Consider the following 24,405-nt stretch of genomic DNA (forward strand, 5'->3'; position numbering starts at 1 on the left):
GTACTGGATAGGGGAACTTCTGGTGATCGAGGACTTGCGGGGCCTGACCGCGTCGGGTCGCAGTCGGAGCCGTCGGGGACTACCGGCGTGAGGACGGCCCCTTGCCGGGACTGGTGGTGGTGCGCGGACCGTCTGTCGGGGCCGGGCTCCGTCGTCGCAGGGCAGAGCCCGCGAAGAACGATGCGAACCGTGCCGACGCGCGTAGGCGGCGTGTGAGGGTGAAGCCCTTCCCCGAGATCGACGTGCCCAGCCGGACCAGGTCGGCGGCGCCGATGGTGAGCACGAGGCGCCGGCTCTCGCCCGTCCCGGGGTCGAGGGGGGTGATCTCGGTGCGCAGGTGGGTCAGTCCGGTCAGGAGCTCGACGGGGTTGCGGGAGCGCACGGTCTTGGTTCCCGTGAGCTGCCACGCGTTGCCTTCGTCGTCGTGGAAGTCGAGCGCGTAGGACATGGCCTCGTGTCTTCCTCGCGGGAACAGGGACAGCGTTCCCGCGATGGGCGCCCGCGTGGCGACGTCCTCGACGTCGATCGAGCCCCGCATCGGCACCGTGTGCGCCTGGTCGGCGAGGAACGGGTCCATGCCGGGGATCTCCGCCTTCAGGGTCAGGACGACCCTGGGGTGCTTGCCCCGGCCCGTAGTCATACGTTCCTGGAAGACGAGGCCGTCGCCCTTGGTGGCGTTGCGGAGCTTGGACTGGGAGGTGAACGCGGCGTCCTCGGGGACGGGGGCGGGAACGACCGCGTCCCATTCGGGGGCGCGCCACTCGGGCTGTCCGGAGCGATGGATGACGGTCTCGATCGCGCGTTCCGAGGCGGCGAGGATCGTGGCGGAGGGGTTCACCCCGGTTGCGGCCGGCAGTACCGAACCGTCCATGACGAACAGACCCGGGTAGCCGTGCACCTCTCCTGCCTCGTCAGCGACCGAGGTGGCCGGGTCGGGACCGGGGCGTACCCCGCCCAACGGGTGGACGGTGATGGTGCGGCGCAGAACCGACCAGGTGAAGGGGTTGTACAGGCGCGCGTCCAGGAGCTTGGCGACCGCGGGGCCCACGCGCACCTGGGACCGGTACAGGGCCGCCTGCCACCGGTTGTCCCAGGCCAGCGTGGCGTCGCCGCCGGCGTCCAGCCGTAGCCTCCCCTTCCCGGAGTCCTTGCCCATCGCGAGGACGGCGAAGGTCTGGCGCGGGTTGGTGCCGCGGACCCTGCGCCGCCACCAGTCGCGTGCCTTCCTGGCCGGGAGGAGGCTGTCGAGCAGGTCGTTCAGGGGCGGCGGGAAGGCGCCGTCCTGGACCTGGTACCAGACGGGGCGTCGCCCTTCGGGAACGTCGAGCACCGTGTTGGTGGTGATGGTGGGTCCGGTCGTCATGTCCTCGCGGTCGCCGCGGAGTTCGGCCAGGGTGAGGAAGTCGCCGTTGCCCGAGAAGCCGTGGCCGAGGCTGCGGGAGAGGCGGGGCAGGGTGCCGTGGATGTCACGGGAGCGCAGCAGGAGCTCGTTGGTGGCCACCGCGCCGGCGGCGAGCACGAGTCTGGGGGCGGACCACTCGCGCCGCGGTGCGTCCGGGTCGGAGGGGGTCGAGGTGAACACCGTGTAGCCGTTGTCCCGCGGTTCGATCCGCTGGACCTGGGCGTCGGTGACGGCCCGCGCTCCAGCGTTCTCCGCGGCGGTGAGGTAGGTGTGGTCCAGGGTGTTCTTGGCCCCGTGGTTGCAGCCGATGACACACTCTCCGACGAACGCGCAGCCGCGGCGCTGCGCGCCGTGGACGTTGGGTCGCCAGGTGTCGGGGTCGCCGAAGGTCACCGCCAGGTTGGGCCGCACGGTGGCCTCGGCCTTGTCCGAATGCGCCAGGAGCTGTTCCAGGAGCTGGGTGCGGGGAGGGGTCTTCCCGGTCCGGGGGTCGTCGCCCACCGGCCCGACCCCCATCATGTGCGCGGCCAGGTCGTAGTACGGGTCCAGCTCCTTGCGGCGCAGGTGGTCCGGCCACCGGTGGTCCAGCGTCTCCTCGAAGGGGCGGGCGAAGACGTTCGCGTACACGAGTGACCCGCCGCCCCAGCCGGCGGCCTGGACACTGGCCATCGAGTCGAGCCAGCGGATGTCGTAGAGCCCCCGGTCGAGCTCCCACAGCCAGCCGTCGTCCAGCTTGGACGCGCGGGGGAACTCTCCGAGCCCCCACCGTCGGCCGCGTTCGAGGACGATGACGGAGAACCCCGCCTGCGCGAGGCGGGCCGCGGCCACCGCGCCGCCGAAGCCGCTGCCGACGACGATGGCGTCAGCGTCGTATTGACTGGTCATGAGCTTCTTCTCCAGGTTGTGTGTCATCGGGGGACGGTGCACGACACGGCCGAACCGTTCTCTCTCCGCACCGGTCGGCTGCCGTGCGCGTGCGGGTCCGGGGCTCTTACACAGGTGAGTTCCTCGGCTTGCGGCCGCCAATGATAGTGAGTGCTCGCTATCAATAGGTCAAATGTCAGGAACTTTCCAGGGCCCGGCCCTGGAGGCCAGAAGCCTCCCCGCCCACGCCTCACCCTCGGCGCGGGCCGACAGGTCCATGCAGGAGGCCACCGTGTACAGCATGGCCGTGGCGAAGAGGGGGTTCTCCGGCTCGGCGCCCGCTTTCGCCAAGGCCTCCATGCGACCGAAGGTCTCCCGCGTCCACCGGTACATCCGATCGTGGATGTCCGAGTCCTCGCAGGCGGCGTACCCCTGAATCAGCAGAAGCATCAGTTCGCGCTTCTCCATCAGAGACCTCCAGACCGTCACCGCGACCTGGAGCCGGTCACCCCCCGCCGCCCGGTCCGCGACGGCCAACTCCTGCTCGATCGTGGCGAACGCCTGCTCCAGCACCGCGAGGAAGAGCCTCTTCTTGGTGGGAAACGTTCGGAAGAGGCCCGGATGCGAACTGCCTGCCGTCTCGGCGATGGTCACGGTCGAGCCGCCGTGGAATCCCTTGTGGCTGAACTCCGTCAGTGCCGCAGCAAGGATCTGCTCTCGGCGCGGCGCGCCCTGGCCCTGCACCTCTCGCTCTGTCGTCATGTTTGATAGTTAACAGTCACTACAAAGCGCGCGTCAACCCCGCACCCCGAGTCGCACACCAGGACTCCCCCGGACGACTGCGCGCCGCTGAACTGGCCGTTCGTGGCGCGGCCATCGACTTTCGGCGCCGATAAGGAGAGGGCCCTTCTTTGCACAGAAACGCCCCCTGGGGCTCGGATCGCAGCCGTGAACTGCGAATTTGCGCTCGCCGACCACAACTGGAGCACACCCGAAGGAAATTCGGTGACGTGCGTCACCTTTCCTCCGGCGAGGGCGTGATGATGCACCGGGCAACCCGACACGGGGGACTCCGGCCTCGCGACCGCCGCCCAGCTCACTCCGAGCCGACCCCTGGCGCGCGAACGTCGACTTCGACCCCGCCCCCGTCCCGCGAGGCACGAGTTGACACCCATCTCGTAGTGACTGTTAACTATCAAACATGACGACAGGGCGGAGACCACGAGTCAGCATCGAGCGGCGTCGCGAGCAGGTCCTCGCCGCGGCGCTGAGGGAGTTCAGCCACAAGGGATTCCATGGCGGCTCGACCGTGACCATCGCCGAGGACGTCAAGTTCCCCCACCCGAACCTCTTCCGAGTCTTCTCCACCAAGAAGGGGCTCTTCATCGCGGTGCTGGAACGCACGTTCGCGACGATCGAACAGGAGATGCTCGTTCGCGGCGAGGACGCCGACAACGACCAGCTGTGGGCGATGGCGAACGGCTGGGGCGCCCTCATGGGGAACCGCGAGGTGATGCTCATCCTGCTTCAGGGCTACGCGGCCTGCGAAGACCCCGACATCCGCGACCTGATGCACCGGTGGACACAGGATGTCTTCAAGCGAGCCGAAGCCCTCCCCGGGGTGGACTCCGACCTGGCGCACGACTTCTTCGCCGCCGGCATGCTGTACCTGGTCGCGGCCTCCATGGACCTGCCCGGCCGGGCCGGAGACGACCCGTGGGCCGAACGGTTTCTGGCCTCCGGCTCCTGACCCTGGTCAGGTCTGACCCCTCGGCCCCTTCCGGCCTTTTGATAGTGACGACTCACTATCTATTCGGACTGCAAGCCCACCCCCTCTCCGGACAAGGAAAAGGCGAGATGAGCAACGACACCGCCCGCATCCCCCCACTCGCCCGCTCACGGGTTCCGCGCGGTGTGGCGATGGCCGGGCTGGCGACCTCCATGTTCCTGGTCGTTCTCGGCACCGCGATGGTCAATCTCGCCGGCCCGGCGATCCGCCAGGGCCTGGGGCTCTCGGCGGCCGAACTCTCCATGGTCGCGAGCAGCTATCTGGTCGCCCTGGCGGGCCTGCTGCTACTCGGAGGCCGTCTCGCCGACGTGCTCGGAGCCCGCAGGGTGTTCCTTGCCGCCATGGCCGTCTACCTCACGGCATCGGTCCTTTGCGCCTTGGCCGCAACCGGCCCGATGCTGATCGCCGGGCGGGTCGGGCAGGGAATCGGAGCCGCGGCCCTGATGCCTTCCTCGTTCGCGCTCATGCTCTCCCTCTACACGTCCGCCGCGGAACGCACCCGTGCGATGGGCCTCTGGGGCGTCATCTCGGGCATCGGCAGTCTGCTCGGGGTGTTCTTCGGCGGCTCGCTGACCGACGCACTGGGGTGGCAGTCGGTGTTCTGGGCCCCGCTGGCCTTCGGCGTCCTCAGCGCGATCGTCGTGTGGTGTTCGGTCCCACCGGCACCGTGCCGGCCCGGACGATTCGACGTCCCGGGCGCCGTGACGATCACCCTCGGCATCTCCGCCCTCGCGCTCGGCATGATCACCGCCTCGGAGGCCGGTTGGGGCGCGCCGAGCACACTGATCAGCCTCACGGTCGGCCCTGCCTCCCTGGTCGCGTTCGTCCTTGTCGAACGGCGCTCCGCACACCCCCTCGTCCCGCTCGACGTCTTCCGCAAGAAGCCGGTGGTGACCGCGAGCGCGGTGCTGATGCTGATCGGCGCCACCCTGGCGAGCCTGCTCTTCTTCCTGCCCCTGTACCAGCAGGAAGTGCTCGGGATGAGCGCATTGTCGACCGGCCTGACCCAGGCCCCCATCGCCCTCATGATGATCGTCGGCAGTGGCTCGGCCCCCTGGGCGGCCAGGCGGGTCGGGCCCGCCCGAGCACTGCGAGCGGCTCTGGTCCTGCTCCTTCTCGGTCTGCTGTGGCTGGTCCTGAACCCGACCACCACCGGCTTCACCCCGCACCTTCTGGGCGCCTTCTCACTGATCGGCGCGGGTCTCGGACTCGGTTCCGTCAACGCCGTCACGATGGCGGTGCACGACAGCGGAGAGGGCGAAGGAGGCCTGCTCAGCGCGCTCGTCACCACCGCACAGCAGTTGGGTGGCGCGATCGGGCTCGCGGCCTTGGCCGGGGTGGCCATCGGAACCGCGGGGGCGAGCGGGGGCATCGCGTTCACGACCGTCTTCCTGGGCCAGTGCGCACTCGTCTTCGTGGCGCTCGCCCTCTCGTTCGCATCCGCTCCGGGGAGGGACCGCCTTCGGGCCGCCTCCCCACGGCCCTGACCCCCGACAGGAACTCCGCCGAGGAACAAGCCCCGGCGGGACCACGAAACGGAGAGTTCGCCATGACCAACCCCACCGTGCTCGTGACCGGCGCGACAGGAACCGTGGGCTCCGCGCTGTCGCCTGCTCTGAAGGCCCGCGGCGCCACCGTCCGCGCGATGATCCGCAGCCCTTTCAAAGCCGTGCCCGGTGTCGAGAACGTCGTCACCGACCTGACCGGAGCACCCGCGCGCGACATCGCCGACTTCGCTCACGACCACGCCGGCGCCTTCACCCGGGGCTGAACCACCCCACCCAGACCACCCCACCCAAGCCTCACCACTCAGGTGAACACCCAAGGAGAGAGAATTCCATGATCTACCACTGCATCCGGTTCACCATCCGGCCCGACGTCCCCAAAGAGACCGCGGACGCCATCGTCCAGGGCATGACGGGACAGAACACGGACGACCCGACGGGGGTCTTCGGCCGCGACTTCGGCGGCGAGTACGAGTACGGCGCCGTCAACGCCGCCCAGGACCTGGAGACCTACGAGAAGATGATGAACGACCCGGCGCACCTGGAGGTCGACCGGATGGGGCTTCCGCTGATCTCCAAGTTCGCCTCGTTCGACATCACCGACGACCCGGACCCGGAGATGGGCGAGAAGATCGCCGCGATCCACCAGCGCCGGTTCGACGCCCACCCCGACCTCGTCGAGCTGATCGACAACCTCGACGAGTACCTCGGCAGCGCCGCACCCGGCAAGCACGCGGCCTGACCGACCGCGACCACGAGGCCGTTCACCCGCACCACTCGCTGACTTCCGGCATCGTGCCGGTGAAGCGGTGAACGCCCTCGCACAGTGAGCGCGAGGCCACGGATCACCTCCCTGATCCGGGCCTCGCGCTCACTCGGTCCGGCCCCTGTCGAACAGGGCGGGTACACGGCCGGTCAACGCGGGTCGGGAGTCCGCACCAACTCGTCGTAGGCGGCTCGTTCGAACTCGAGGTATCCGCCGTAGGACGCGGGGTCGATGAAGGGCAGCACCTGGGTGGCCCAGAACCCGCCGATGCCGTTCTCCCGATCGATCCAGTAGTAGAGGTTCGCCAGTCCCGCCCATCCCTGGGCGCCCGCCGGTCGTCCCGTCGGGGTCGCCTCCTGGTTGATCATGAAGGCCAGGGACCATGACTTGCGGACGCCGGGGTAGAACTCGCCGTCGTTGGTCGCCGTGGGGATCGCACTCCGGAACGGGGTGACCTCCACATGGTCCGGGAGGTGCCGGCGGACCGCGTCGCGTACCGTCCCGGCCTCCAGCACGCGTCCGTGGTCTCCGACCCCGTCGTTCAGCCACATGCGGATGAACCTGAGGTAGTCCCCCACGGTTCCGTACAGTCCGTGCCCGCCGGATTCGATCTCGGGTGAGGTGGGCGGCTCGACGTCCAGGGGCACCAGGTCGCCCTCCCGCGTGCGCAGGTGGGTGCCCACGAGTGCGCGGCGCTGCTCGGGGCCGGGCACGAAGGTCATCGTCGTGATCCCGAGCGGTGACAGGACCTCACGGGCGAGGACCTCGCCGAGGCTCTGTCCGGTGACGCCCTCGACGACCCGGCCCACCCAGTCGATTCCGGTCCCGTACTCCCAACGGGCTCCGGGATCGAACAGGAGCGGTGTGTCCAGTGCCGCCCGGGTGGAGGTCGCGATGGGCGGCTGCCGCTCCTCGCCCACGAGACGGGCGTAGTCGGCGTTGAAGTACTCGTACCCGAGCCCGGAGGAGTGCGTGAGCAGCTGACGGGTCGTGATCCGACTGGCGGGGGGCCGAAGCATCGGTTCGCCGGTCCGGTCGAAGCCCGCCAGCACCCGCAACCGCTCGAGGTCCGGGGCGTATCGGCCGGCTGGGGCGTCCAGGTCGAGCCTGCCCTGTTCGACGAGGCGCAGTGCCGCTGTCGCCGTGATCGCTTTTGTCGTCGACAGGAGGGCCACCGGTGAGTCTGGGGTCACCGGCTCGGCGCCATCGACTCGTCGGACCCCCTCCGCGCTCAGGTACAGGGTCTGGTGCTCGTCGGTGACACCGGCGATCACGCCCGGCACCCCGGGCATGGAACTCACGGTTCGACGGAGCACGTCGTCCGCCTTGGCTTTGAAGCTGCCAGTCATCGTTGTTTCCCTCTCATGCAGGACCCAGCAGTCGGCGTTGCGAAGGCGGCGCCATCACCCGTGCCGAACCATCGGTCCCGGAGTCGACGCCAACCAAATGATAGTGATCATTCACTATATTAGGGGAACGGGTCGCCCCCACTGGCCGGGGAGCACACCCGACGACTCCCCACCGCCACGAAGATCCCTGAGCAGACCCCTCTGACCTGGGAATGCCTGTCGGCGCAGTTCCCTGCAACACCTGAACCACCCCGACACGACAGAGTCCACCGGAGGCCGCGCGCCATGGCGAGAGCCGTGCCCCCTCCGCGCAATAAATGAGTACACTCATTATTGATCATCCTCATTAAAGTTGGGTATGGCGAGACCGGGAGAAGAACGGCCTACGGCGCACAGGACAGCGGCATCCGCAACCTCGGCGCCTCGGCCACCCGCCATGCCCGTGGCGGCCAGGAGGCGGAACCGGCTTCCCGAAGCGCAGCGCGTTCGTCGCCGCGCCGGTCCTCTTCGCGCGATGCGCGGGGGGCCGCGCCACCGCACCCGGCATCACGGAGAAGGGCAACAGCGCATGAGAGCGTTCGTCATCACCAAGTACAAGGAGGAGCCGCGGGCGGCTGAGGTCTCCGAGCCGAGCGTCGGGGAACATGACGTGCTCGTGCGGGTGGAGGCCGCCGGCGTGAACCAGCTGGACGAGAAGATCCGCGTCGGTGAGTTCAAGCAGATCCTGCCCTACCGCCTCCCGCTGATCCTGGGACACGACGTCGCCGGAACCGTCATCGATGTCGGCGCCGAGGTCCGGGGCTTCGAACCCGGCGACCAGGTGTACTCCCGACCCGACAAGGACCGGATCGGCACCTTCGCCGAACGCATCGCCGTCGCCGAGGCCGACCTGGCCCTCAAGCCCTCGTCGATCTCCATGGTGGAGGCGGGTTCACTACCGCTGGTCGCGCTCACCGCCTGGCAGGCACTCGTCGAACGCGGCAACGTCGGGCCGGGGCAGAAGGTCCTCATCCACGCGGGCGCGGGTGGCGTCGGGTCGATCGCCATCCAGCTCGCCAAACACCTCGGTGCGCACGTGGCGACGACCGCTGGTGCCTCCAGCGCCGGCTTCGTCCGTGAGCTGGGTGCGGACACCGTCATCGACTACCGCAGCCAGGACTTCGAACAGTTGCTGGACGGCTATGACCTGGTCCTGGACAGCCTGGGCGGCAAGAACCTGGAGAAGTCGCTGCGAGTGCTCCGGCCCGGCGGCAAGGCGATCGGGATCTCCGGACCGCCGGACCCGGACTTCGCCCGGGAGATCGGCCTGAACCCGCTGCTGCGCCTGGCGATCACCGGTCTGAGCGCGGGGATCCGCCGCCAGGCGAAGAAGCTCGGCGTGACGTACGAGTTCCTGTTCATGCGCGCCGACGGCAACCAGCTGCGCCGGATCAGCGCCCTCGTCGACGCCGGGAAGCTGCGCCCCGTCGTGGGGAGGGTGTTCCCCTTCGAACAGACGCCTCAGGCCCTCCAGGCACTGGCTCGGGGAGGCGTCCGCGGCAAGACAGTCATCAGCCACACCTGATCCCTCACCAGGACATCGTCCATCACCGTCGGGGCATACCGCCCGCGCACCATCAGGGGAGCCGTCATGAGCGACACCAGCGACGAGTCGGTCAACACCTTCTACACGAAGGCGCCGACCCGCACGATCACCGCGGACGGGGTGACCTACGCCTACCGGGAACTCGGGCCCAAGGGTGACATCCCCGTTGTGTTCTTCACGCACCTGGCCGCGACTCTGGACAACTGGGACCCGCGCATCGTCGATCCCGTGGCCGGGGAGCGGCACGTCATCGCGTTCGACAACCGCGGTGTCGGCGCGTCGACGGGAGAGGTGCCCGACACCGTGGAGGCGATGGCCGCCGACGCGGTCGCCTTCATCAGGGCGCTCGGGTTCGAGGAGATCGACGTCTTCTCCTTCTCCCTCGGCGGCATGGTCGCCCAGGTGCTGGTGCGCGAGTACCCGGAGCTGGTCCGCAGACTCGTCCTCACCGGCACGGGGCCCGCCGGGGGCAAGGGCATCGACAAGGTCGCCGGAACGACCTACTACGACATGGCGCGGGCGGCCCTGACCCGGTCGGACCCGAAGGAATACCTGTTCTTCAACCGCAACACAACCGGAAGGAGCGCCGGGAGGGCCTTCGTCGAGCGACTTGGGGAACGCACGGCGGACCGTGACAAGCCGATCAAGGTCAAGGCCCTCCGGACCCAACTGAAGGCGATCACGAGGTGGGGGCGTTCGGAACCCGCCGACCTGTCGGGGATCACCCAGCCCACCCTGATCGCCAACGGGGACAACGACCGCATGGTGCCCTCGGTGCTCTCCGAGGACCTGCACCGCCGTATCCCCGACTCGGAACTGGTCGTCTACCCCGACTCCGGCCACGGAGGCATCTTCCAGTACCACCGGGAGTTCGCCCCCGTCGCCGTGGAGTTCCTCACCCGCTGACGCCACGGGAGTCCCCGCACTCCGCCCTCGAACGGTCGGAGTGCGGAAGGGACGCGTGGCCGAACACCTTGCACGACGACGGCCCTCCGGCCATGGCGAAGGCGCCGCAGCCGTGCGTCACGGCGGCGGCGCCGACGCGGGGGTACTCAGGACTTCGTCGCGCCGAGCTGCGGGTAGAGGGCCTCGATCGGGGCACTGAGCCCTGCCTTGACCTGGACGGAGACCTCGTCGGCGAGAACCTCGTACTGCCCGGCCTCGGTGGCGTCGAACACGGCGCGCACCAGGTCTGCGGGGTCGGTCTTGGGATCGGTGGTGTGAGCGGCCATCGGGGTGTCGACGTAGCCCACGTGCACTCCGACGACGTGCACTCCCTCGGGAGCGAGCTCCAGGCGCAGGGAGTTGGTCGCGGACCACAGGGCGGCCTTGGTGGCGCTGTAGATGCCCGCGACGGCGTACCAGCTCAGCGCCGAGTGGATGTCGATGATCGCCGATGCCTTCTTCGCCGACAGGATCGGGGCGAAGGCGCGGGCGAGGAAGAGCGGTCCCAGGAAGTTGGTCTCGACGTTGGCGCGGATCTCCTCGTCGGTGTGCGTGAGGATGCCCGGGCTGGACACCGAGGCCCCGGCATTGTTGACCAGCACGGTGACGTCACCGGCCGCCGCGACGGCCTCCTGGACGGAGGCCTGGTCGGTGACGTCGAGACGAAGGGGGACGACGCGCTCATCGTCCCAGGTCCGGGGCCTGCGCGCGGTGGCGTAGACCTTGCTCGCGCCGCGTGCCAGGGCCTGGTCGACGAACTGCGTGCCGATACCTCCGTTGGCCCCGGTGACCAGGACGACGGATCCGTCGAGTGTGGGCATTTTCGCTCTCCTTGCTGTTCGCCGCGTACGGGTTGCGGTGGGCCGAGGATCGAGGTGTGCCCGGGTGGTGACACCGAGTGCCGCCGGCGCCCGGTGTCCGGTCGTGAGCGTCGCTCCGAGACCGGCCGTGAGCGCTCCACCCCTGCGTGGGAGACTGAACCCGGGCATATCCGAACCCAGACATTAATGACTATGCTCATAACTGAGCACGGTCAGTCTCTATTCCCCAAGGAGGGGCGATGCCATCCGCCTCCCGGGCGCAGGGGCGACGCGAGCGCAACAAGCAGCAGAAGCTCGAACGCATCACCGCCGCGGCCAGTGAGCTCTTCGCTGAGTACGGGGTCGACGAGGTCACCACCCAGCAGATCGCCGAACGCGCCGACATCGGCACGGGCACCCTGTTCCTCTACGCCAAGAGCAAGGGCGAACTGCTTCTGCTGGTCCAGAACTCCCACTACTCCGAGTCCCTGGATCGGGGGATCAGGGACGCCGAGGACACCGTGGACACACTGGACGCCGTGATGGCCATCGTGCGCCCGATCGTGGAGTGCAATCGCAGACAGATCGAGAACGGGCGCACCTACCTGCGCGAAATGGTGTTCGGCGACCCCGAGGAGCCCCGTCACCGTGACGCCCTCATGATCACGGCCCGGACCGAGGCGGCCATCGCCGCCGTGATCGGCCGCGACACAGGAACCGAGGCCGCGACACTGGCTCGCATCGTGTCGGCCGTCATGTTCGTCAGCATGGCGGCGTCGGTGAACACGGCGTCCGGCGTGGAGGCGATCGTCGGGGACATCCGCAGCCAGATCGCCGCCGTGCTCCCCGGCACCGACAGCGCCCCCGCCTGAACACCCGCCGGTCGGCCGCTCGGCGGAGGGGCGGGCGCGATCCCGTGCGCGGCATCCCCCGATGCCACACCGCACCGCGAGTGACCCAGGTCACGTCACCCGAGCTTGAGTGTGCCGTAACGGCATGGTCTTTTCTGGACCCATCAGCCGATCAGCACACGCTCACCCCCTCGGGAGGACGGAATGACCACCGACCGCACCGCCGACACCGCCGAGAACGCCCCCACCGCCGAGCAGACCCCCGGGACCGAACAGCCGGTCAGCACCAAGCAGGCGGTGCTGGACCAGCTGGGCGGAACGTCCGGGATGGTCTACACGACCCTGCCCGTCGTGGTCTTCGCAGCAGTGGTGCCCTTCGCCTCCCTGGCCGCCTCGATCGGGGCCGCGATCGCCATCGCCGCGGTGCTGGCGGTGTTCCGGATGTGGCGCGGGGAGAAGCTCACGGCCGCGCTGGGAGGCGTCTTCGGCGTCGCCGTGGCCGGGGGCGTCTCGGCGATGACCGGGTCGGCCAACGACTTCTTCCTGATAGGGATCTGGGCGTCCTTCGCCGGGGCCGTCCTCACGCTCGTCTCGCTCGTGCTGCGCCGCCCCCTGACCGGGGTCATCTGGAACGCGGTGCACGGGGGCACCCACCCCTGGCGCCAGGACCGGCCCACCCTGCGCATCCACGACCTGGCCACCCTCGCCGTCATGGCGCTGTTCGCCGGCCGGTTCATCGTCCGCCAGTGGCTCTACCTCGCCGACTCCACCACCGGCCTGGCCATCGCCGACACCGTCACCGGCATCCCCCTGACCGCCCTGGCCGCCGTCGTCGTCATCTGGGCCTTCCGCCGCTCCACCAAGCGCCTCATCAAGAACACCGACAAGGCTCCCCGGAGCGCCTGACCGGCCCACCACCCCGGTCCATCAGATGCCGGCCCCCGCCCCACGGCGGGGGCCGCATCCGTGCACGGAGCCGCCCACGCGCGCGTGCCGTCCGGAAGCCGGCGAGGCCGGGGAGCATCCGCATCACCGGTCCCGCCACCGACCGCGCGAGGGCGGTGGCCGGGGCTCCGCCCGGGCCCGCGCCCCCCGCACCGCGGATCGGACCACGCGACGGAGGGACGGAGGGACGGAGCCCCGCCCGACCCCTGATCACCCCCACTCCCAGGTCTTTGACCTGGGAGTTCCCTGCTCTCCTGGTCAGCGTTGCTCCTGGGGAACAAAGACCGACCTGTCGGGCGATCCGGACAGCGGTGAAGCGGAAAACGGTGAAGCTGGCCAGCCAGGTCGCCGACAGGGGCCCCACCAACGGGAAGTCAGCTCCCGAGCGTGGTATGACAAGCACAGAAAGTAGTGATACCGGCCGAGGCGGGGCTCCCGCTCTCGGCCCCACCTGCCCTGACCAGTCCCTTCGCGGCCACTCTCGACAGCTGTCCGGCGCCCGACCCGCCCGAGGCGCGGCACAGCACACGCGGACCGTTCGGCAGCCCGTCCCGCGGCCGGCCCCATGCGGCATCCCTGAACTCGTGGAGACACCCTTGACCCAGACCTGCCGTGCCTCGGCGACGCCAAGGCCCGTCACCCCACAGCCCAGCCGATCCCAACAGGCCCTTCACGGGAGCCGCGGCTCCCGCCCGCGTGCGCACCACGGCACCGACCGCGGCCCCGTCTGCGGGGGGAGGCGTCATGAGGCGTGAGGCCGTCATCACCGGAGTCGGCGTGGTGGCCCCCGGGGGCGTCGGCGTCACCGCGTTCTGGGACCTGCTCACCGCGGGACGCACCGCCACCCGCGGCATCACCCTGTTCGACCCCGCGGGATACCGCTCCCGCATCGCCGCCGAGGTGGACTTCGAGCCCGCCGCCCACGGGCTGGACGAGCGCCAGACCGCGCGCATGGACAGGTACACCCAGTTCGCCGCCGTCGCCGCCGCCGAGGCCCTCGCCGACAGCGGGCCGCCCCTGGCCGACATCCTGCCCTGGCGCGTCGGCGTGAGCATGGGGACGGCGGTCGGCGGCACCACCCGCCTGGACCGGGAGTACGCGGTGATGAGCCGCGGCGGCTCCGAATGGGTGGTCGACCACACCGCCGCAGAACCCCACCTCAACCTGGCACTGATGCCGAGCACGCTCTCCGGGGAGATCGCCGAGCTGGTCGGCGCGCGGGGCCCGGTGCGCACGGTCTCCACCGGGTGCACCTCCGGGCTGGACGCGGTCGGCTACGCCGCGCAGGCCATCGAGGACGACCTCGCCGACGTGGTCGTGGCGGGGGCTGCCGAGTCACCGGTCTCACCCATCGCCATGGCCTGCTTCGACGCCATCAAGGCGACGTCGGACAGCAACGACGACGCCGAACACGCGTCCCGGCCGTTCGACCGCCACAGGAACGGCTTCGTCATGGGCGAGGGCGCCGCCGTGCTCATCCTGGAGGAGGCGTCGGCGGCGCGGCGTCGCGGCGCCCGCATCCGCTGCCGGGTGGCGGGCTTCGCGAACCACGGCAACGCCTTCCACATGACCGGCCTGCGCCGCGAGGGGACGGAGATGGCGCGCGCCATCACCACCGCGCTCGACCAGGCGCGGCGTCCGGCCACCGACGTGGACTACGTCAACGCGCACGGGTCGGGGACCGTGCAGAACGACCGGCACGAGACCGACGCGGTCAAGCGCGCCCTGGGCGAGCACGCCCGCCGGGTGCCGATGACCTCGATCAAGTCGATGGTGGGGCACTCGCTCGGGGCGATCGGCTCGATCGAACTCGTGGCCTGCGTGCTGGCCATGGACACAGGCGTCGTACCGCCCACGGCCAACCTGGCCACGCCCGACCCCGAGTGCGACCTCGACTACGTGCCGGCGACCGCCCGCGAGCAGAGGACCGACGTGGTGCTGTCCGTGGGCAGCGGCTTCGGAGGATTCCAGTCAGCGGTCGTCCTGGACCGGGGAGAGTGAGGAGAGCCATGACCACGGTGATCACGGGGCTGGGCACGGTCTCACCGGCGGGAACGGGAACCGAGGCCTACTGGTCCGCGCTCGTGGCGGGGCGCACGCTCATCGCGCCGCTGCCCGACGTCGGCGCCCGGGGACTCCCGGTCCGCGTCGGCGGCAGGGTGCCCGACTTCGATCCGCTCGACCACATCGAGGGCCGCTACGTCGTCCGGACCGACGCGTTCAGCTGGTTCGCGATGGTGGCCTCGGACGAGGCGCTGCGGGACTCGGGGGTCGACACCGCCGCCGACCCCTTCGCCACCGGGGTGCTCATCTGCAGCGGCAGCGGCGGCAACGAGTTCGGGCAGCGCGAGCTCGCCGCCCTGTGGGGCAAGGGTCCGGGCTACGTCGGCCCCTACCAGTCCATCGCCTGGTTCTACGCGGCCAGCACCGGCCAGGTGTCCATCAGCAACGGCCTCAAGGGCATGTGCGGAGTCCTCACCACCGACGAACCCGGCATGCTCGACGCCCTGGACCAGGGCTCGCAGGCACTGCGACGCGGGACCTCGGCGATGCTGGTCGGCGGCAGCGACGCCGCACTCGGGTCCCCGTTCGCCCTGGCCACCCAGCTGGGCAGCGGTGTGCTCAGTGAGAGTGACGACCCCCTCTCGGCGTACGTGCCCTTCACGGAGGAGGCGAGCGGCTTCGTCCCGGCCGAGGGCGCGGCCGTCGCACTGGTGGAGGACCTGGCCACCGCGCGGGCGCGCGGGGTCCGGGTACGGGCCGTCGTCGCGGGCCACGCGAGCACGTTCGGCGGGGTCGGCGCCTTCGACCCTGGCGGTGAGGGCCTCCTGCAGGCGGCCCGGGAGGCGATGCGCCGCGCAGGGGTCGGCCCGGAGGGGGTGGACGTCGTCTTCGCGGACGCCGTGGGCACCCCGAAGGCCGACGCCGACGAGGCCGCCGCGCTGCGGCAGCTCTTTCCCGACGGTGTGGCCGTGACGGCGCCCAAGGCGGGCTTCGGACGCGCCTACGCGGGGGCGGGCGCCCTGGACGTGGCCGCCGCCGTGCTGAGCCTGGAGCACCAGGTCGTTCCTCCCACCCCGCACGTTCCGGACGCGCCCCTGGGCCTCGACCTGGTGGTCAGGGTCGCCCGGCCCGCCCGTCTGCGTGCCGCGCTGGTCCTGTCGCGGGGCCTGGGCGGCGGGACGTCGGCTCTCGTCCTCCAGCACCCCGACCACGTCTGACACACGAGATCAAGGAGATCCATGGCCGACAGCCGCATCACGATCGAGGAACAGGTGGAACTGATGTCCGCCTGCGCCGGGATCAGGACCGACGTCGAGACGGCGTCCACGCACACCTTCGACGAGTTGGGGGTCGACTCCCTGGGCGTCCTCGGCATCATCGCCGAGATCGAGCGCCGCACCGGCCGCAAGCTGGGGGCCGACGCGGAGCTGGTGCCCTCGCCCGCCGCCCTCGTCGCCCTCGTCAACGAGGACTCATCCGCCTACGTGGAAGGAGCGTGACGGCCGTGCCCTCACGTACCGAGAACAGCATCGTCATCGACGCGCCCTACGACCTGGTCTGGGAGATGACCAACGACCTGGGCTCGTGGACCGAGTTCTTTCCGAAGTACGCCTCGGTGGAGGTCCTCGAACGCGAGGGCGACACGGTCCGGTTCCGGATCACCAAGTTCCCCGACGACCAGGGTCGCGTGTGGAGCTGGGTGTCCGAGCGCGTCATGGACCGCGCCAGGGGCGAGGTGCGGGCGCGTCGCGTGGAGACGGGTGCGTTCGAGTTCATCAACCTGCACTGGACCTATGAGGAGGTGCCGAGCGGGATCCTCATGACCTGGCGCAACGAGTTCACGATGAAGGCGGACTCCCCTCTCAGCGACGAGCAGATCACCGCCAACATCACCCGGGAGGCGCCGATCGAGATGGGGCTGATCAAGGACAAGATCGAGGCGAGGGCGCTGGCGGAGTACCCGGTCGGCTGACCGGGTCGGGGAACCCCTCCGGGGGCCTTCGGACCGGGACGGGCATCGACGCCGTCCCGGTGCCGGAGGCCCCTCCGTGTTTCCCCGGGGAGCCCACCGCGGGCCGCCCGGTGGCGGATCCGCTCCGGGGGGTCAGCGGCGGCGCTCGGGGACCCGCGCCAGCACCGCCTTCTGCAGGGCCTCCAGCGGGCCCGCCCGGAACCGGCGGAGCCACAGCGTCGAGACGGCCAGGAGCAGCGCGCACAGAGTGGCCCACAGGCCCATCACCCACCAGGGGCCGGCGTCCGCGAGGCGGGGCGCCAACCCCAGGCCGAAACCGTAGAGGACCAGCACGCAGGCGAGGTTCTGCGCCACGTAGCCGCTCATGGCCATCCGGCCGAGCGACGACACCGCCGTGACGGCGCGGCCCCCGGGGTTCGCCCGGTCCAGCACCCACCCGACCAGGCCGATCACGCCGAGCGCCACCACGGGGGCGGCGACGTAGCGGTCCAGGAGCGCCAGGTCGGGACCGGCCAGGGACGTGGCCAGGTTGAACGGCACCCCGACGCCGAGGCCCCACGCGAGCAGGCGTCCGCGGACACGGCGGCCGGTGTCGTCGGCGCCGAAGGCCCCGGCGCGGAACAGCCGCACGCCCAGCAGGAACATGAACACCATCAGGGCGAAGGTGATGATCGGTTCGGCGCGGAAGAGGAGTGCGTGGTCGAGCCGGAAGGCGATCTGGTCCGCATAGCTCCCGTGGGCGTAGAGGTCCACCACCTCGGGCGGGGTCTCCCCGCCGAAGGGGGCGGGGTCGAGGACGAGCGCCGCCGTGAGGAGCCCGATGAAGGCCGCGTGCACGGCGGCCGCCGTCCACATCACGGCGTTCTGCGCCCGCTGGGAGCGGGTCAGCAACCAGGCGACCACGAGGGACGTGACCGCGTACCCCATGAGCACGTCGGCGGCGAAGACCAGCGTGAAGTGCACGAGCCCCTCGGTGAACAGGAACAGCGCCCGCCACATGTAGGGGCCGGGCCACCGCCCGCCGCGCCTGGCCGCGGAGCGGAACTGGATGGCCAGCCCCACACCGAACAGCAGGGTGAGCAGGGCGAGGAACTTGCCGTTGGCGAGGAAGAGGAACAGCCCCTCCCCCAGGGAGGCCGCCGAGGGGGACTCCGCCACGTCGGCGAGGGTGCCGAGCGAGTCCGCTCCGAACAGCAGACCGGCCTCGGAGCCCGGCGCGGTGAACAGCCACACGTTGGTGGCGAGGGTGCCCATGATGGCGACGCCCCTCAGGACGTCGAGCAGGGGGAGGCGCGCGCCCGCCCGGACGGGTGCGGTGGTCTGCGGATCGGTGGTGGTCATACGGATCGCCTTACGCTCGGGCGGACGTGGGTCACGAGCTCTCAGGGGCCGTGAAGAGCCGGTCGACGTAGGTGGCGAGTGAGGTGCGGATCGCGTCCTCGGCGAAGTCCCCGCCGGTGACGAGGTGGTGGAGGGTCAGGCCGTCCACGAAGGCGACGAGGGCGGCGGCCTCGGCGCGCGCGTCCAGGGACGGCGGCAGCTCGCCCAGCCTGCGGCCCTCGCCGAACGCGTGCGCGAACGCGTCGAGGAGCTGCTGTGTCGTCGTCCTGTGCAGCCGGGACATCTCCGGGTCGGCCATCGTGACCGGGAGGAACTCCAACCAGACGGTGAGTTCCAGGCGCCGCTCGTCGTCGAGGGGGAGGAGGGTCTCGGAGGCGCGGAGGGTCCAGTCGCGGACGGAGGCGGGCCCCGCCCCCTCGGCGAGGGCCAGCAGGCGCGCCTCGCCCTGCTTGTACATGTACTCCACTCCGAACCGGAGCAGCTGGGACTTGGTGCGGAAGTAGCTCTGTACCAGCCCGACCGAGACTCCGGCCTCGTCGGCGACGTCGGCGAGGGTGGTCCTCGCAAGCCCCCGCCTCCCCACCGAGCGCAGGAGTGCGTGAGCGACCTGCCGTCGCCGCTGTTCGTGGTCCGCCGTCCTCGCCATGAAAAAATAATACGGCACTATTTTAAATGTGGCGACCGTGTCCGGTCCGGCTCCGGCCACCGGCAGGGCCCCTGCGCCCCGAACCGATCGCGCCTCGGGGCCGGTGACGCCCGACACCGACTCCGCGAACGCCCGGGACCTGGGGTTGTGATGCAATATCAACGGGTTCGTGAATCCGTGAGGGCTCCCGAGACCGGCAACAGCACATCGACAGAGGGAGGTTGGTCCCCCATGACCGACCGCGCGTACGTGATCGCAGGATCGGAGGCCACCGGCGGCGCCGGCATCCAGGCCGACCTCAAGGCCTTCCAGGAGCTCGGCGTCTACGGCATGGGGACGATCACCTGCATCGTCTCCTTCGACCCGAACAACGGTTGGGGCCACCGGTTCGTCCCCGTCGCCCCGAACGTCATCGCCGACCAGATCGAGGCCGCGACCGCCTGCCACGACCTCGACGTGGTGAAGATCGGCATGCTCGGCACGCCCGACACCATCGACGTCGTCGCCGAGGCCCTCCAGCGGCAGCCGTGGCGGCACGTGGTCCTGGACCCGGTCCTGATCTGCAAGGGCCAGGAGGCGGGTGCCGCCCTGGACACCGACAAGGCGCTCACCGCGCAGATCCTGCCGCTGGCCACGGTGATCACGCCGAACCACTTCGAGGCGCGCACCCTCGCGGGGATGGAGAGCATCGACTCGGTGGACGACCTGGTCGAGGCCGCCCGCCGCATCCACCAGCTCGGTCCGAAGCACGTCGTCGTCAAGGGCGGCACGGAGCTTCCCGGCCCGGACGCGGTGGACGTGTACTTCGACGGCGAGGAGGTGACGGTCCTCAGCGCCCCGAAGATCGGCGAGGAGCGCGTGAGCGGCGCCGGCTGCACCTTCGCCGCCGCGATCACCGCCGAACTGGCCAAGGGCGCCGAGGTGGGCGCCGCCGTCGCAACCGCGAAGGCGATGGTCCGCGAGGGGATCAGCAGGCGTCTGACCACGCACGCGCCGTTCGCCTCGGTCGTGCCGGTCGCCCCGCGCGACTGACCCGGCCGTCGCCCCCAGCGGAGTGCCTTCGCACACATTCGTCCCTTTTGAGCCGGTTTTTTTCGCGAATCATGGTTGGAATCCCTCACAGCGGTGAGGGCAGAGACCAGGACCGAATGCCGAGCAGGAGGTTGGAATGTCCGAGAGCAACCGCGCCAGCAACAAGGCCGACGAGTACAAGGGCAAGGCCAAGGAGACCCTCGGCAAGGCCACCGGTAACGAGCAGTGGCAGGCGGAGGGCAAGACCGAGAAGACCGCGTCCAAGCTCAAGCAGGCCGGCGAGAAGGCCAAGGACGCCCTCACCCCGGACGACAAACCCAAGGACGTGTAGCTCCGGCGCCAACGGCGGCGGTGGGGAGGCTCAGCCTCCCCACCGCCGTGTGTGTGCGGGTCCGTGCGGCGCTCGGCCCCGTCTCCGGACGCCGGCGTCTCCGGAGCACGGTGAGGGGCGGCGGGGCACGGCCCACCGCACTATCCGTCGACGCGCTCCCCCCGGGTCTCGCGCCCGCGCAGGGACAGGGCGACCGCGCCGATCACCGTCAGCAGGACGGCGAACCCGCCCCAGACCATGTCGGCGCCGATCAGCATCTCCCCGCCCTCGGCCCCCGGCGTGCGGCCGCCGTCCCGGCCGGTGACGGTCACGACGAGCAGGACGACGACGGTCGCCGCGACGGCCAGCCGCGCACCGAGCCGGGCGAACGCCCTGATCCCGCGTCCGCCTCCCAGGTCGCGGAGTGTGAAGCGCTCGTCCGCGCGGAGCGGCGCCAGCAGCCGGGCCAGGAGCAGCAGGGCGACGGGGAGCTGGAGGGCCCACACGACGGTGCGGAACCAGCCGTCGAACCACACGTTCGTGCCGTAGAGCAGCGTGTGCCAGACGCTCAGCGCGTACACGACGATGACGAACCTGTGCAGCGCCCGCCACGTGCGCGTCCCGGTCCAGAACCGGACGTAGTAGGCGAGGCTGAGCGGTACGGCCAGGTAGAGGGCGATGAGCCCGATGAGGATGGCGACCTGGCCGGTCCCCGTGGCGTAGCCGCCGGGCACGAACACGTCCACGAACGCGGAGAGCAGGCGGCCTCCCCAGGCCAGCCCCTCCTCGTTGCCCCGCACCAGTTCGAGGAAGAACGCGAACGCGTGGGCGAACATCAGGCCGATGGTGGTGAGGCTGGTGACGCGGTGCCAGCGTTCGATGCGGGCGTGCGGGACGGGGGCCCGCGCCAGGGGGGCGGTGGAGCGGAGCAGCCCGAGCATGACGGTGATCCAGGCCCAGAGGAGCCCGGACCAGCCGAAGGCCTGGCAGAGCCAGTAGAGCCAGTACTCCCTCGCGTCGGACAGGTACGGCATGACCATGAGCGTCATCGAGGTTCCGGCCTCGATGCGGACGTAGACGACGAAGAAGATGACAAGGGTGACGACAAGGGCCGCGGAGCTGTCCGGAATGACGCGCCGCAGGTCGGCGCGGAGTGCCGCGCCGTCGATCCGGGAGGGTCTGCGCCCGGGGCGGGCGCGTTCGGGTTCGGTGGTGTCGGTCATGGGCGGGGGGCGCCTTTCGTGAGCGGGAACCCCTATGACAGCAGCGTTCCCCGCCCCTTGCCCACCCCTGTTCCCGCGCCGTCCGGGGGTCGGCGCCACCTCGGAGAACCCGAGCCGGAGCCGGTGCCGTCCGGCGGCCAGCCGGTGCGCGGGCAGCACGCCGGGACCGCAGGACGCCGAGCCGATGCCCTGGTGGTCCGTGTCCAGGTGCAGGTGGACCCGCCCGTCCGGCACCAGTTCGTGCGGGTGCCGGGCCGCGTCGAGGGCGGCCGTCGCCCACCGGCGGGCCGAGAGGCCGAAGGCCGGGTCTCCGTCGATCCGCAGGCCCGACCCGTCCGCCGCCCGCAGGACGGCCCACCTCACGTCCGCCCGGTTGCCGTTCTCCTGGGGCCGCAGGTAGGGGGTCTGGAGGCCGTCCACCGAGCTGGTGAACCGGCCGACCCGCGCGGCCTGGTCCACGTCGCGGTAGGCCTCGCCCGGTCCGCGCCCGAACCACTCGACCCCGCCCAGGAAGGCGGGCACGGCCATGCGCACGCCGAAGCGCGGCAGGGTGCAGGGCCACTCCCCCTCGGCCTCGGCGTCCACGGTCAGGACCAGGCGCCCGGCCTCCGCGGTCCAGCCGTAGGCGACGAGCATCCCGAAGTCCCCGCCCGCGGGGGCCAGGCGGTCGCGGACGACGTACGCGTCGCCGTCCCATCCGGCGGAGAGGCGGCGCGAGGTGAGCCGGTCGAGCCCGGCCTCCCGCCACGGGACCTCCACGGACACACCGTGGCGTGCCTGGTCGTTGTCGGTCGGGGCGCGCCACAGGTCCACCGCCGGGGACTCCACCGGCAGCCCGCCGACGGAGCACAGGGTGCCGGTACCGGCGTCGAGGATCCCCGGCCCGAGACGGAACAGGGCGTTCGCGGCGCCGACGGCGGGCACGGGGTCGCGCCGGACCGCGGACTCCCCTTCCGGGCCGTCACCGGCCACCGGCGGTGGAGCGGGGGCCGGCGTCCGGTCGGACAGGGCGGACACCTGCGCGGGCTCCCCGGAGGGGAGTCGCGCCTGGCCCCAGGCCAGTTCGTGCCCGGCCGGGGCCCACGGCTGGTCGGAGCCCAGGTGGACGGACACCGTCAGCCACGCCTCGCCGCCGCCCGGCGGCGCGGGCGCCGCGGGAAGGGGCACTCTCGTGCCCGTGCCGGGGCCGAGCACGGGCACGGCCAGTTCGCCCTCCCCGAACGGCACGCCCTCCTCCTCCGCGCGCCACCGGAAGACCAGGCCGGACGTGTCCCGGAAGTCCCAGGTGTTGGTGACCTCCACCGTCCCCGCGGCGGGGTCGGGCACGACCCGCACGGGTTCGACGGTCTTCTTGTAGGCGTGCAGCCCGGGGCTGGGCGTGCGGTCGGGGAGGAGGAGGCCGTCCGCGACGAAGTTTCCGTCGTGCACCACCTCGCCGAAGTCGCCGCCGTAGGCGAACCACTCGGTTCCGTCCGGTTCGCGGCGGCGGACCCCGTGGTCGATCCACTCCCAGACGAACCCTCCCTGGATGCGCTCGTGCCGCGCGAACAGCTCCTGGTACTCCTCCAGTCCGCCCGGCCCGGCGCCCATGGCGTGCGCGTACTCGCACAGGACGAACGGCATCCCCCTCCGGTGGGGGTCGGCCCCGGGGTCGCCGGTCGTCTCCTCCTCCCTCCGGCCGATCGCGTCCACCTCGTCGTGCGGCGGGTACATGCGCGAGTACACGTCCACGTAGGAGCTGTCGCGGTCGCCCTCGTAGTGGACCGGGCGGGAGGGGTCGTGCCCGCGCACCCAGGCGGCCATGGCCTCCAGGTTGCGCCCGGTCCCCGACTCGTTGCCCAGGGACCAGAGGACGACGCTGGGGTGGTTGCGGTCCCGGCCCACCGTCCGGGCGATCCGGTCCAGGTAGGCGTCCCGCCAGCGCGGGTCGTCGGAGGGGTTGCCGCGCCACCCCACCAGCTCGAAGCCGTGGGTCTCCAGGTCGCACTCGTCCACGACCCACAGGCCCAGCTCGTCGCACAGGTCGAGGAAGTCCGGGTGGGGCGGGTAGTGGCTGGTGCGCACGGCGTTGACGTTGTGCTGTTTCATCAGCAGGACGTCCTCGCGCATGGTCTCCCGGGGCACGGCGCGTCCGTGGTCGGGGTGCCACTCGTGGCGGTTCACCCCGCGCAGCAGCAGCGGCTGCCCGTTCACGCGCAGCAGGCCGTCGGAGACCTCCACCGTGCGGAAGCCGACCCGCAGCGGGGCCCGCTCCCCCGGGGCGGCGACGACCGCGTCGTAGAGGCGGGGTATCTCGGCCGACCACGGCTCCACCGCGCCGACCGCGTGCTCCACACCGACAGCGGCGTCCACCAGGCCCAGCTCGGGGACGCTGACCAGCGCGTCGGCCGATCCCGCCACGTCGACGCGCAGGGTGCCCGTGCCGTCGGCGTGGTCGTAGGCGGCGTGCACGGTGACGTCGCCGAGGCCCTGCTCGGGGAGGGCGACCAGGGTGACGTCGCGGAAGATCCCGGACAGCCACCACATGTCCTGGTCCTCCAGGTAGCTGGCCGCCGACCACTGGTGCACGCGGACCGCCAGGACGTTGCGCCCGGGGCGCAGCAGGTGGCCGGCGTCGAACTCGGCGGCCAGGCGGCTCCCGGTGGAGAAGCCCAGCTCGGTGCCGTTCAGCCACGCACGGAAACAGGAGTCCACCCCGTCGAAGCGCAGCACGGCCGCCCCCTCCGGCCAGTCCCCGGGCAGGTCGAACTCCCGCCGGTGGTCGCCGGTCGGGTTCTCGTCCGGCACGTGCGGGGGGTCGACCGGGAAGGGGTAGACGACGTTCGTGTAGGCGGGGGTCCCGTGTCCGTGCAGCTGCCAGTGGGCGGGGACGGGCAGTCCCTCCCAGTCGGAGTCGTCGTAGTCCGGCGCCTCGAAGCCGTCGGTGTCGCCGTAGGCCCGGGGAAGCAGGCGGAACCGCCATGTGCCGTTGAGGTCCAGTGCGGGCGCGTCGCTGTCGAAGCGGGCGCGCGGCGCGCGGGTCCCGGCGGAGGGGGCGAAGTCCTCCAGGTAGGCGGGCTTGCGGGTCGCGGGCACG

The 24,405-nt window shown here is 71.0% G+C and carries 21 protein-coding genes and 1 pseudogene; 14 read left to right on the plus strand and 8 right to left on the minus strand.

Annotation, left to right across the window (positions count from 1 at the left end):
* Positions 1-79: 79 nt before the first annotated feature.
* Both Q8791_RS03525 and Q8791_RS03530 read right to left on the minus strand, forming a co-directional pair.
* Positions 80-2,314, minus strand: a complete 2,235-nt coding sequence (locus Q8791_RS03525) for a GMC family oxidoreductase (RefSeq protein ID WP_330090076.1) — start codon at positions 2,312-2,314, stop codon at positions 80-82.
* Positions 2,315-2,455: 141 nt separating this feature from the next.
* Positions 2,456-3,028, minus strand: a complete 573-nt coding sequence (locus tag Q8791_RS03530) for a TetR/AcrR family transcriptional regulator (protein ID WP_330090077.1) — start codon at positions 3,026-3,028, stop codon at positions 2,456-2,458.
* A 439-nt stretch (positions 3,029-3,467) separates the two neighbouring features.
* On the opposite strand from Q8791_RS03530, the gene Q8791_RS03535 reads away from it, so the two are divergent.
* The 4 genes from Q8791_RS03535 to Q8791_RS03550 all read left to right on the plus strand — a co-directional run bounded on the left by Q8791_RS03535 (position 3,468) and on the right by Q8791_RS03550 (position 6,302).
* Complete coding sequence (locus tag Q8791_RS03535; protein WP_330090078.1) at positions 3,468-4,016, plus strand: TetR/AcrR family transcriptional regulator; 549 nt, start codon at positions 3,468-3,470, stop codon at positions 4,014-4,016.
* Between the two features lie 107 nt (positions 4,017-4,123).
* A complete protein-coding gene (locus Q8791_RS03540) occupies positions 4,124-5,542 on the plus strand; it encodes an MFS transporter (protein ID WP_330090079.1) in 1,419 nt (472 codons plus the stop codon).
* A gap of 62 nt (positions 5,543-5,604) precedes the next feature.
* Complete coding sequence (locus Q8791_RS03545) at positions 5,605-5,826, plus strand: NAD-dependent epimerase/dehydratase family protein (protein ID WP_330090080.1); 222 nt, start codon at positions 5,605-5,607, stop codon at positions 5,824-5,826.
* A gap of 68 nt (positions 5,827-5,894) precedes the next feature.
* Entirely contained in the window at positions 5,895-6,302 is a 408-nt protein-coding gene (locus Q8791_RS03550; RefSeq protein ID WP_330090081.1) for a Dabb family protein, read from the plus strand.
* Positions 6,303-6,475: 173 nt separating this feature from the next.
* On the opposite strand, the gene Q8791_RS03555 is transcribed toward Q8791_RS03550, so the two are convergent.
* Positions 6,476-7,675 (minus strand): serine hydrolase domain-containing protein, encoded by a 1,200-nt coding sequence (locus Q8791_RS03555; protein ID WP_330090082.1) that lies wholly within the window; start codon positions 7,673-7,675, stop codon positions 6,476-6,478.
* Between the two features lie 568 nt (positions 7,676-8,243).
* Between Q8791_RS03555 and Q8791_RS03560 the strand changes: the two genes are divergently transcribed.
* Positions 8,244-9,239: an NADP-dependent oxidoreductase gene (locus Q8791_RS03560; protein ID WP_330090083.1), complete on the plus strand. Its 996-nt coding sequence runs from the start codon at positions 8,244-8,246 to the stop codon at positions 9,237-9,239.
* Between the two features lie 66 nt (positions 9,240-9,305).
* On the plus strand, positions 9,306-10,166 hold the full coding sequence (locus Q8791_RS03565) for an alpha/beta fold hydrolase (RefSeq protein ID WP_330090084.1): 861 nt from the start codon (positions 9,306-9,308) through the stop codon (positions 10,164-10,166).
* A gap of 146 nt (positions 10,167-10,312) precedes the next feature.
* Here Q8791_RS03565 and Q8791_RS03570 read toward each other — a convergent pair whose 3' ends face one another.
* On the minus strand, positions 10,313-11,026 hold the full coding sequence (locus Q8791_RS03570; protein WP_330090085.1) for an SDR family oxidoreductase: 714 nt from the start codon (positions 11,024-11,026) through the stop codon (positions 10,313-10,315).
* Between the two features lie 239 nt (positions 11,027-11,265).
* On the opposite strand from Q8791_RS03570, the gene Q8791_RS03575 reads away from it, so the two are divergent.
* From Q8791_RS03575 to Q8791_RS03600, 6 genes are all read left to right on the plus strand, one after another.
* Positions 11,266-11,877, plus strand: coding sequence for a TetR/AcrR family transcriptional regulator (locus Q8791_RS03575; RefSeq protein WP_330090086.1), 612 nt, complete (start codon positions 11,266-11,268; stop codon positions 11,875-11,877).
* A 183-nt stretch (positions 11,878-12,060) separates the two neighbouring features.
* A complete protein-coding gene (locus Q8791_RS03580) occupies positions 12,061-12,762 on the plus strand; it encodes a DUF3159 domain-containing protein (protein ID WP_330090087.1) in 702 nt (233 codons plus the stop codon).
* Positions 12,763-13,545: 783 nt separating this feature from the next.
* Positions 13,546-14,802: a beta-ketoacyl-[acyl-carrier-protein] synthase family protein gene (locus Q8791_RS03585; RefSeq protein ID WP_330090088.1), complete on the plus strand. Its 1,257-nt coding sequence runs from the start codon at positions 13,546-13,548 to the stop codon at positions 14,800-14,802.
* Between the two features lie 8 nt (positions 14,803-14,810).
* A complete protein-coding gene (locus Q8791_RS03590) occupies positions 14,811-16,022 on the plus strand; it encodes a beta-ketoacyl synthase N-terminal-like domain-containing protein (protein ID WP_330090089.1) in 1,212 nt (403 codons plus the stop codon).
* A gap of 21 nt (positions 16,023-16,043) precedes the next feature.
* Positions 16,044-16,304, plus strand: a complete 261-nt coding sequence (locus Q8791_RS03595; protein ID WP_330090090.1) for an acyl carrier protein — start codon at positions 16,044-16,046, stop codon at positions 16,302-16,304.
* Complete coding sequence (locus Q8791_RS03600; RefSeq protein ID WP_330090091.1) at positions 16,301-16,777, plus strand: SRPBCC family protein; 477 nt, start codon at positions 16,301-16,303, stop codon at positions 16,775-16,777. The genes Q8791_RS03595 and Q8791_RS03600 overlap by 4 nt, the downstream gene beginning before the upstream one ends.
* Before the next feature lie 132 nt (positions 16,778-16,909).
* Here Q8791_RS03600 and Q8791_RS03605 read toward each other — a convergent pair whose 3' ends face one another.
* Both Q8791_RS03605 and Q8791_RS03610 read right to left on the minus strand, forming a co-directional pair.
* Positions 16,910-18,118: a DUF418 domain-containing protein gene (locus tag Q8791_RS03605; RefSeq protein ID WP_330090092.1), complete on the minus strand. Its 1,209-nt coding sequence runs from the start codon at positions 18,116-18,118 to the stop codon at positions 16,910-16,912.
* Between the two features lie 31 nt (positions 18,119-18,149).
* Positions 18,150-18,764, minus strand: coding sequence for a TetR/AcrR family transcriptional regulator (locus Q8791_RS03610; protein ID WP_330090093.1), 615 nt, complete (start codon positions 18,762-18,764; stop codon positions 18,150-18,152).
* A gap of 231 nt (positions 18,765-18,995) precedes the next feature.
* Between Q8791_RS03610 and thiD the strand changes: the two genes are divergently transcribed.
* Together thiD and Q8791_RS03620 are read left to right on the plus strand one after the other, a co-directional pair.
* Positions 18,996-19,796 carry a bifunctional hydroxymethylpyrimidine kinase/phosphomethylpyrimidine kinase gene (gene thiD / locus Q8791_RS03615; RefSeq protein ID WP_330090094.1) on the plus strand — a complete coding sequence of 267 codons (801 nt, stop codon included), beginning with the start codon at positions 18,996-18,998 and terminating at the stop codon, positions 19,794-19,796.
* 136 nt (positions 19,797-19,932) lie between these two features.
* The gene (locus Q8791_RS03620; RefSeq protein ID WP_330090095.1) at positions 19,933-20,127 is read left to right on the plus strand and encodes a CsbD family protein; all 195 of its coding nucleotides are present in this window, start codon (positions 19,933-19,935) and stop codon (positions 20,125-20,127) included.
* Between the two features lie 140 nt (positions 20,128-20,267).
* Here the strand turns inward: Q8791_RS03620 and Q8791_RS03625 are convergent, their stop codons facing one another.
* Together Q8791_RS03625 and Q8791_RS03630 are read right to left on the minus strand one after the other, a co-directional pair.
* The gene (locus tag Q8791_RS03625; RefSeq protein WP_330090152.1) at positions 20,268-21,329 is read right to left on the minus strand and encodes a ferric reductase-like transmembrane domain-containing protein; all 1,062 of its coding nucleotides are present in this window, start codon (positions 21,327-21,329) and stop codon (positions 20,268-20,270) included.
* Positions 21,330-21,422: 93 nt separating this feature from the next.
* Positions 21,423-24,404, minus strand: a pseudogene (locus Q8791_RS03630) (glycoside hydrolase family 2 TIM barrel-domain containing protein); the annotation flags it as partial.
* Between the last annotated feature and the right edge of the window lies 1 nt (position 24,405).

The sequence above is a fragment of the Nocardiopsis codii genome, from assembly GCF_036327455.1.
In the GTDB taxonomy this organism is placed as follows: Bacteria; Actinomycetota; Actinomycetes; order Streptosporangiales; family Streptosporangiaceae; genus Nocardiopsis; species Nocardiopsis codii.

Coding starts and splice junctions, on each gene's coding strand:
- Q8791_RS03525 (WP_330090076.1), bottom strand. CDS start 2,314: ATGACACACAACCTGGAGAAGAAGCTCATGACCAGTCAATACGACGCT.
- Q8791_RS03530 (WP_330090077.1), bottom strand. CDS start 3,028: ATGACGACAGAGCGAGAGGTGCAGGGCCAGGGCGCGCCGCGCCGAGAG.
- Q8791_RS03535 (WP_330090078.1), top strand. CDS start 3,468: ATGACGACAGGGCGGAGACCACGAGTCAGCATCGAGCGGCGTCGCGAG.
- Q8791_RS03540 (WP_330090079.1), top strand. CDS start 4,124: ATGAGCAACGACACCGCCCGCATCCCCCCACTCGCCCGCTCACGGGTT.
- Q8791_RS03545 (WP_330090080.1), top strand. CDS start 5,605: ATGACCAACCCCACCGTGCTCGTGACCGGCGCGACAGGAACCGTGGGC.
- Q8791_RS03550 (WP_330090081.1), top strand. CDS start 5,895: ATGATCTACCACTGCATCCGGTTCACCATCCGGCCCGACGTCCCCAAA.
- Q8791_RS03555 (WP_330090082.1), bottom strand. CDS start 7,675: ATGACTGGCAGCTTCAAAGCCAAGGCGGACGACGTGCTCCGTCGAACC.
- Q8791_RS03560 (WP_330090083.1), top strand. CDS start 8,244: ATGAGAGCGTTCGTCATCACCAAGTACAAGGAGGAGCCGCGGGCGGCT.
- Q8791_RS03565 (WP_330090084.1), top strand. CDS start 9,306: ATGAGCGACACCAGCGACGAGTCGGTCAACACCTTCTACACGAAGGCG.
- Q8791_RS03570 (WP_330090085.1), bottom strand. CDS start 11,026: ATGCCCACACTCGACGGATCCGTCGTCCTGGTCACCGGGGCCAACGGA.
- Q8791_RS03575 (WP_330090086.1), top strand. CDS start 11,266: ATGCCATCCGCCTCCCGGGCGCAGGGGCGACGCGAGCGCAACAAGCAG.
- Q8791_RS03580 (WP_330090087.1), top strand. CDS start 12,061: ATGACCACCGACCGCACCGCCGACACCGCCGAGAACGCCCCCACCGCC.
- Q8791_RS03585 (WP_330090088.1), top strand. CDS start 13,546: ATGAGGCGTGAGGCCGTCATCACCGGAGTCGGCGTGGTGGCCCCCGGG.
- Q8791_RS03590 (WP_330090089.1), top strand. CDS start 14,811: ATGACCACGGTGATCACGGGGCTGGGCACGGTCTCACCGGCGGGAACG.
- Q8791_RS03595 (WP_330090090.1), top strand. CDS start 16,044: ATGGCCGACAGCCGCATCACGATCGAGGAACAGGTGGAACTGATGTCC.
- Q8791_RS03605 (WP_330090092.1), bottom strand. CDS start 18,118: ATGACCACCACCGATCCGCAGACCACCGCACCCGTCCGGGCGGGCGCG.
- Q8791_RS03610 (WP_330090093.1), bottom strand. CDS start 18,764: ATGGCGAGGACGGCGGACCACGAACAGCGGCGACGGCAGGTCGCTCAC.
- thiD (WP_330090094.1), top strand. CDS start 18,996: ATGACCGACCGCGCGTACGTGATCGCAGGATCGGAGGCCACCGGCGGC.
- Q8791_RS03620 (WP_330090095.1), top strand. CDS start 19,933: ATGTCCGAGAGCAACCGCGCCAGCAACAAGGCCGACGAGTACAAGGGC.
- Q8791_RS03625 (WP_330090152.1), bottom strand. CDS start 21,329: ATGACCGACACCACCGAACCCGAACGCGCCCGCCCCGGGCGCAGACCC.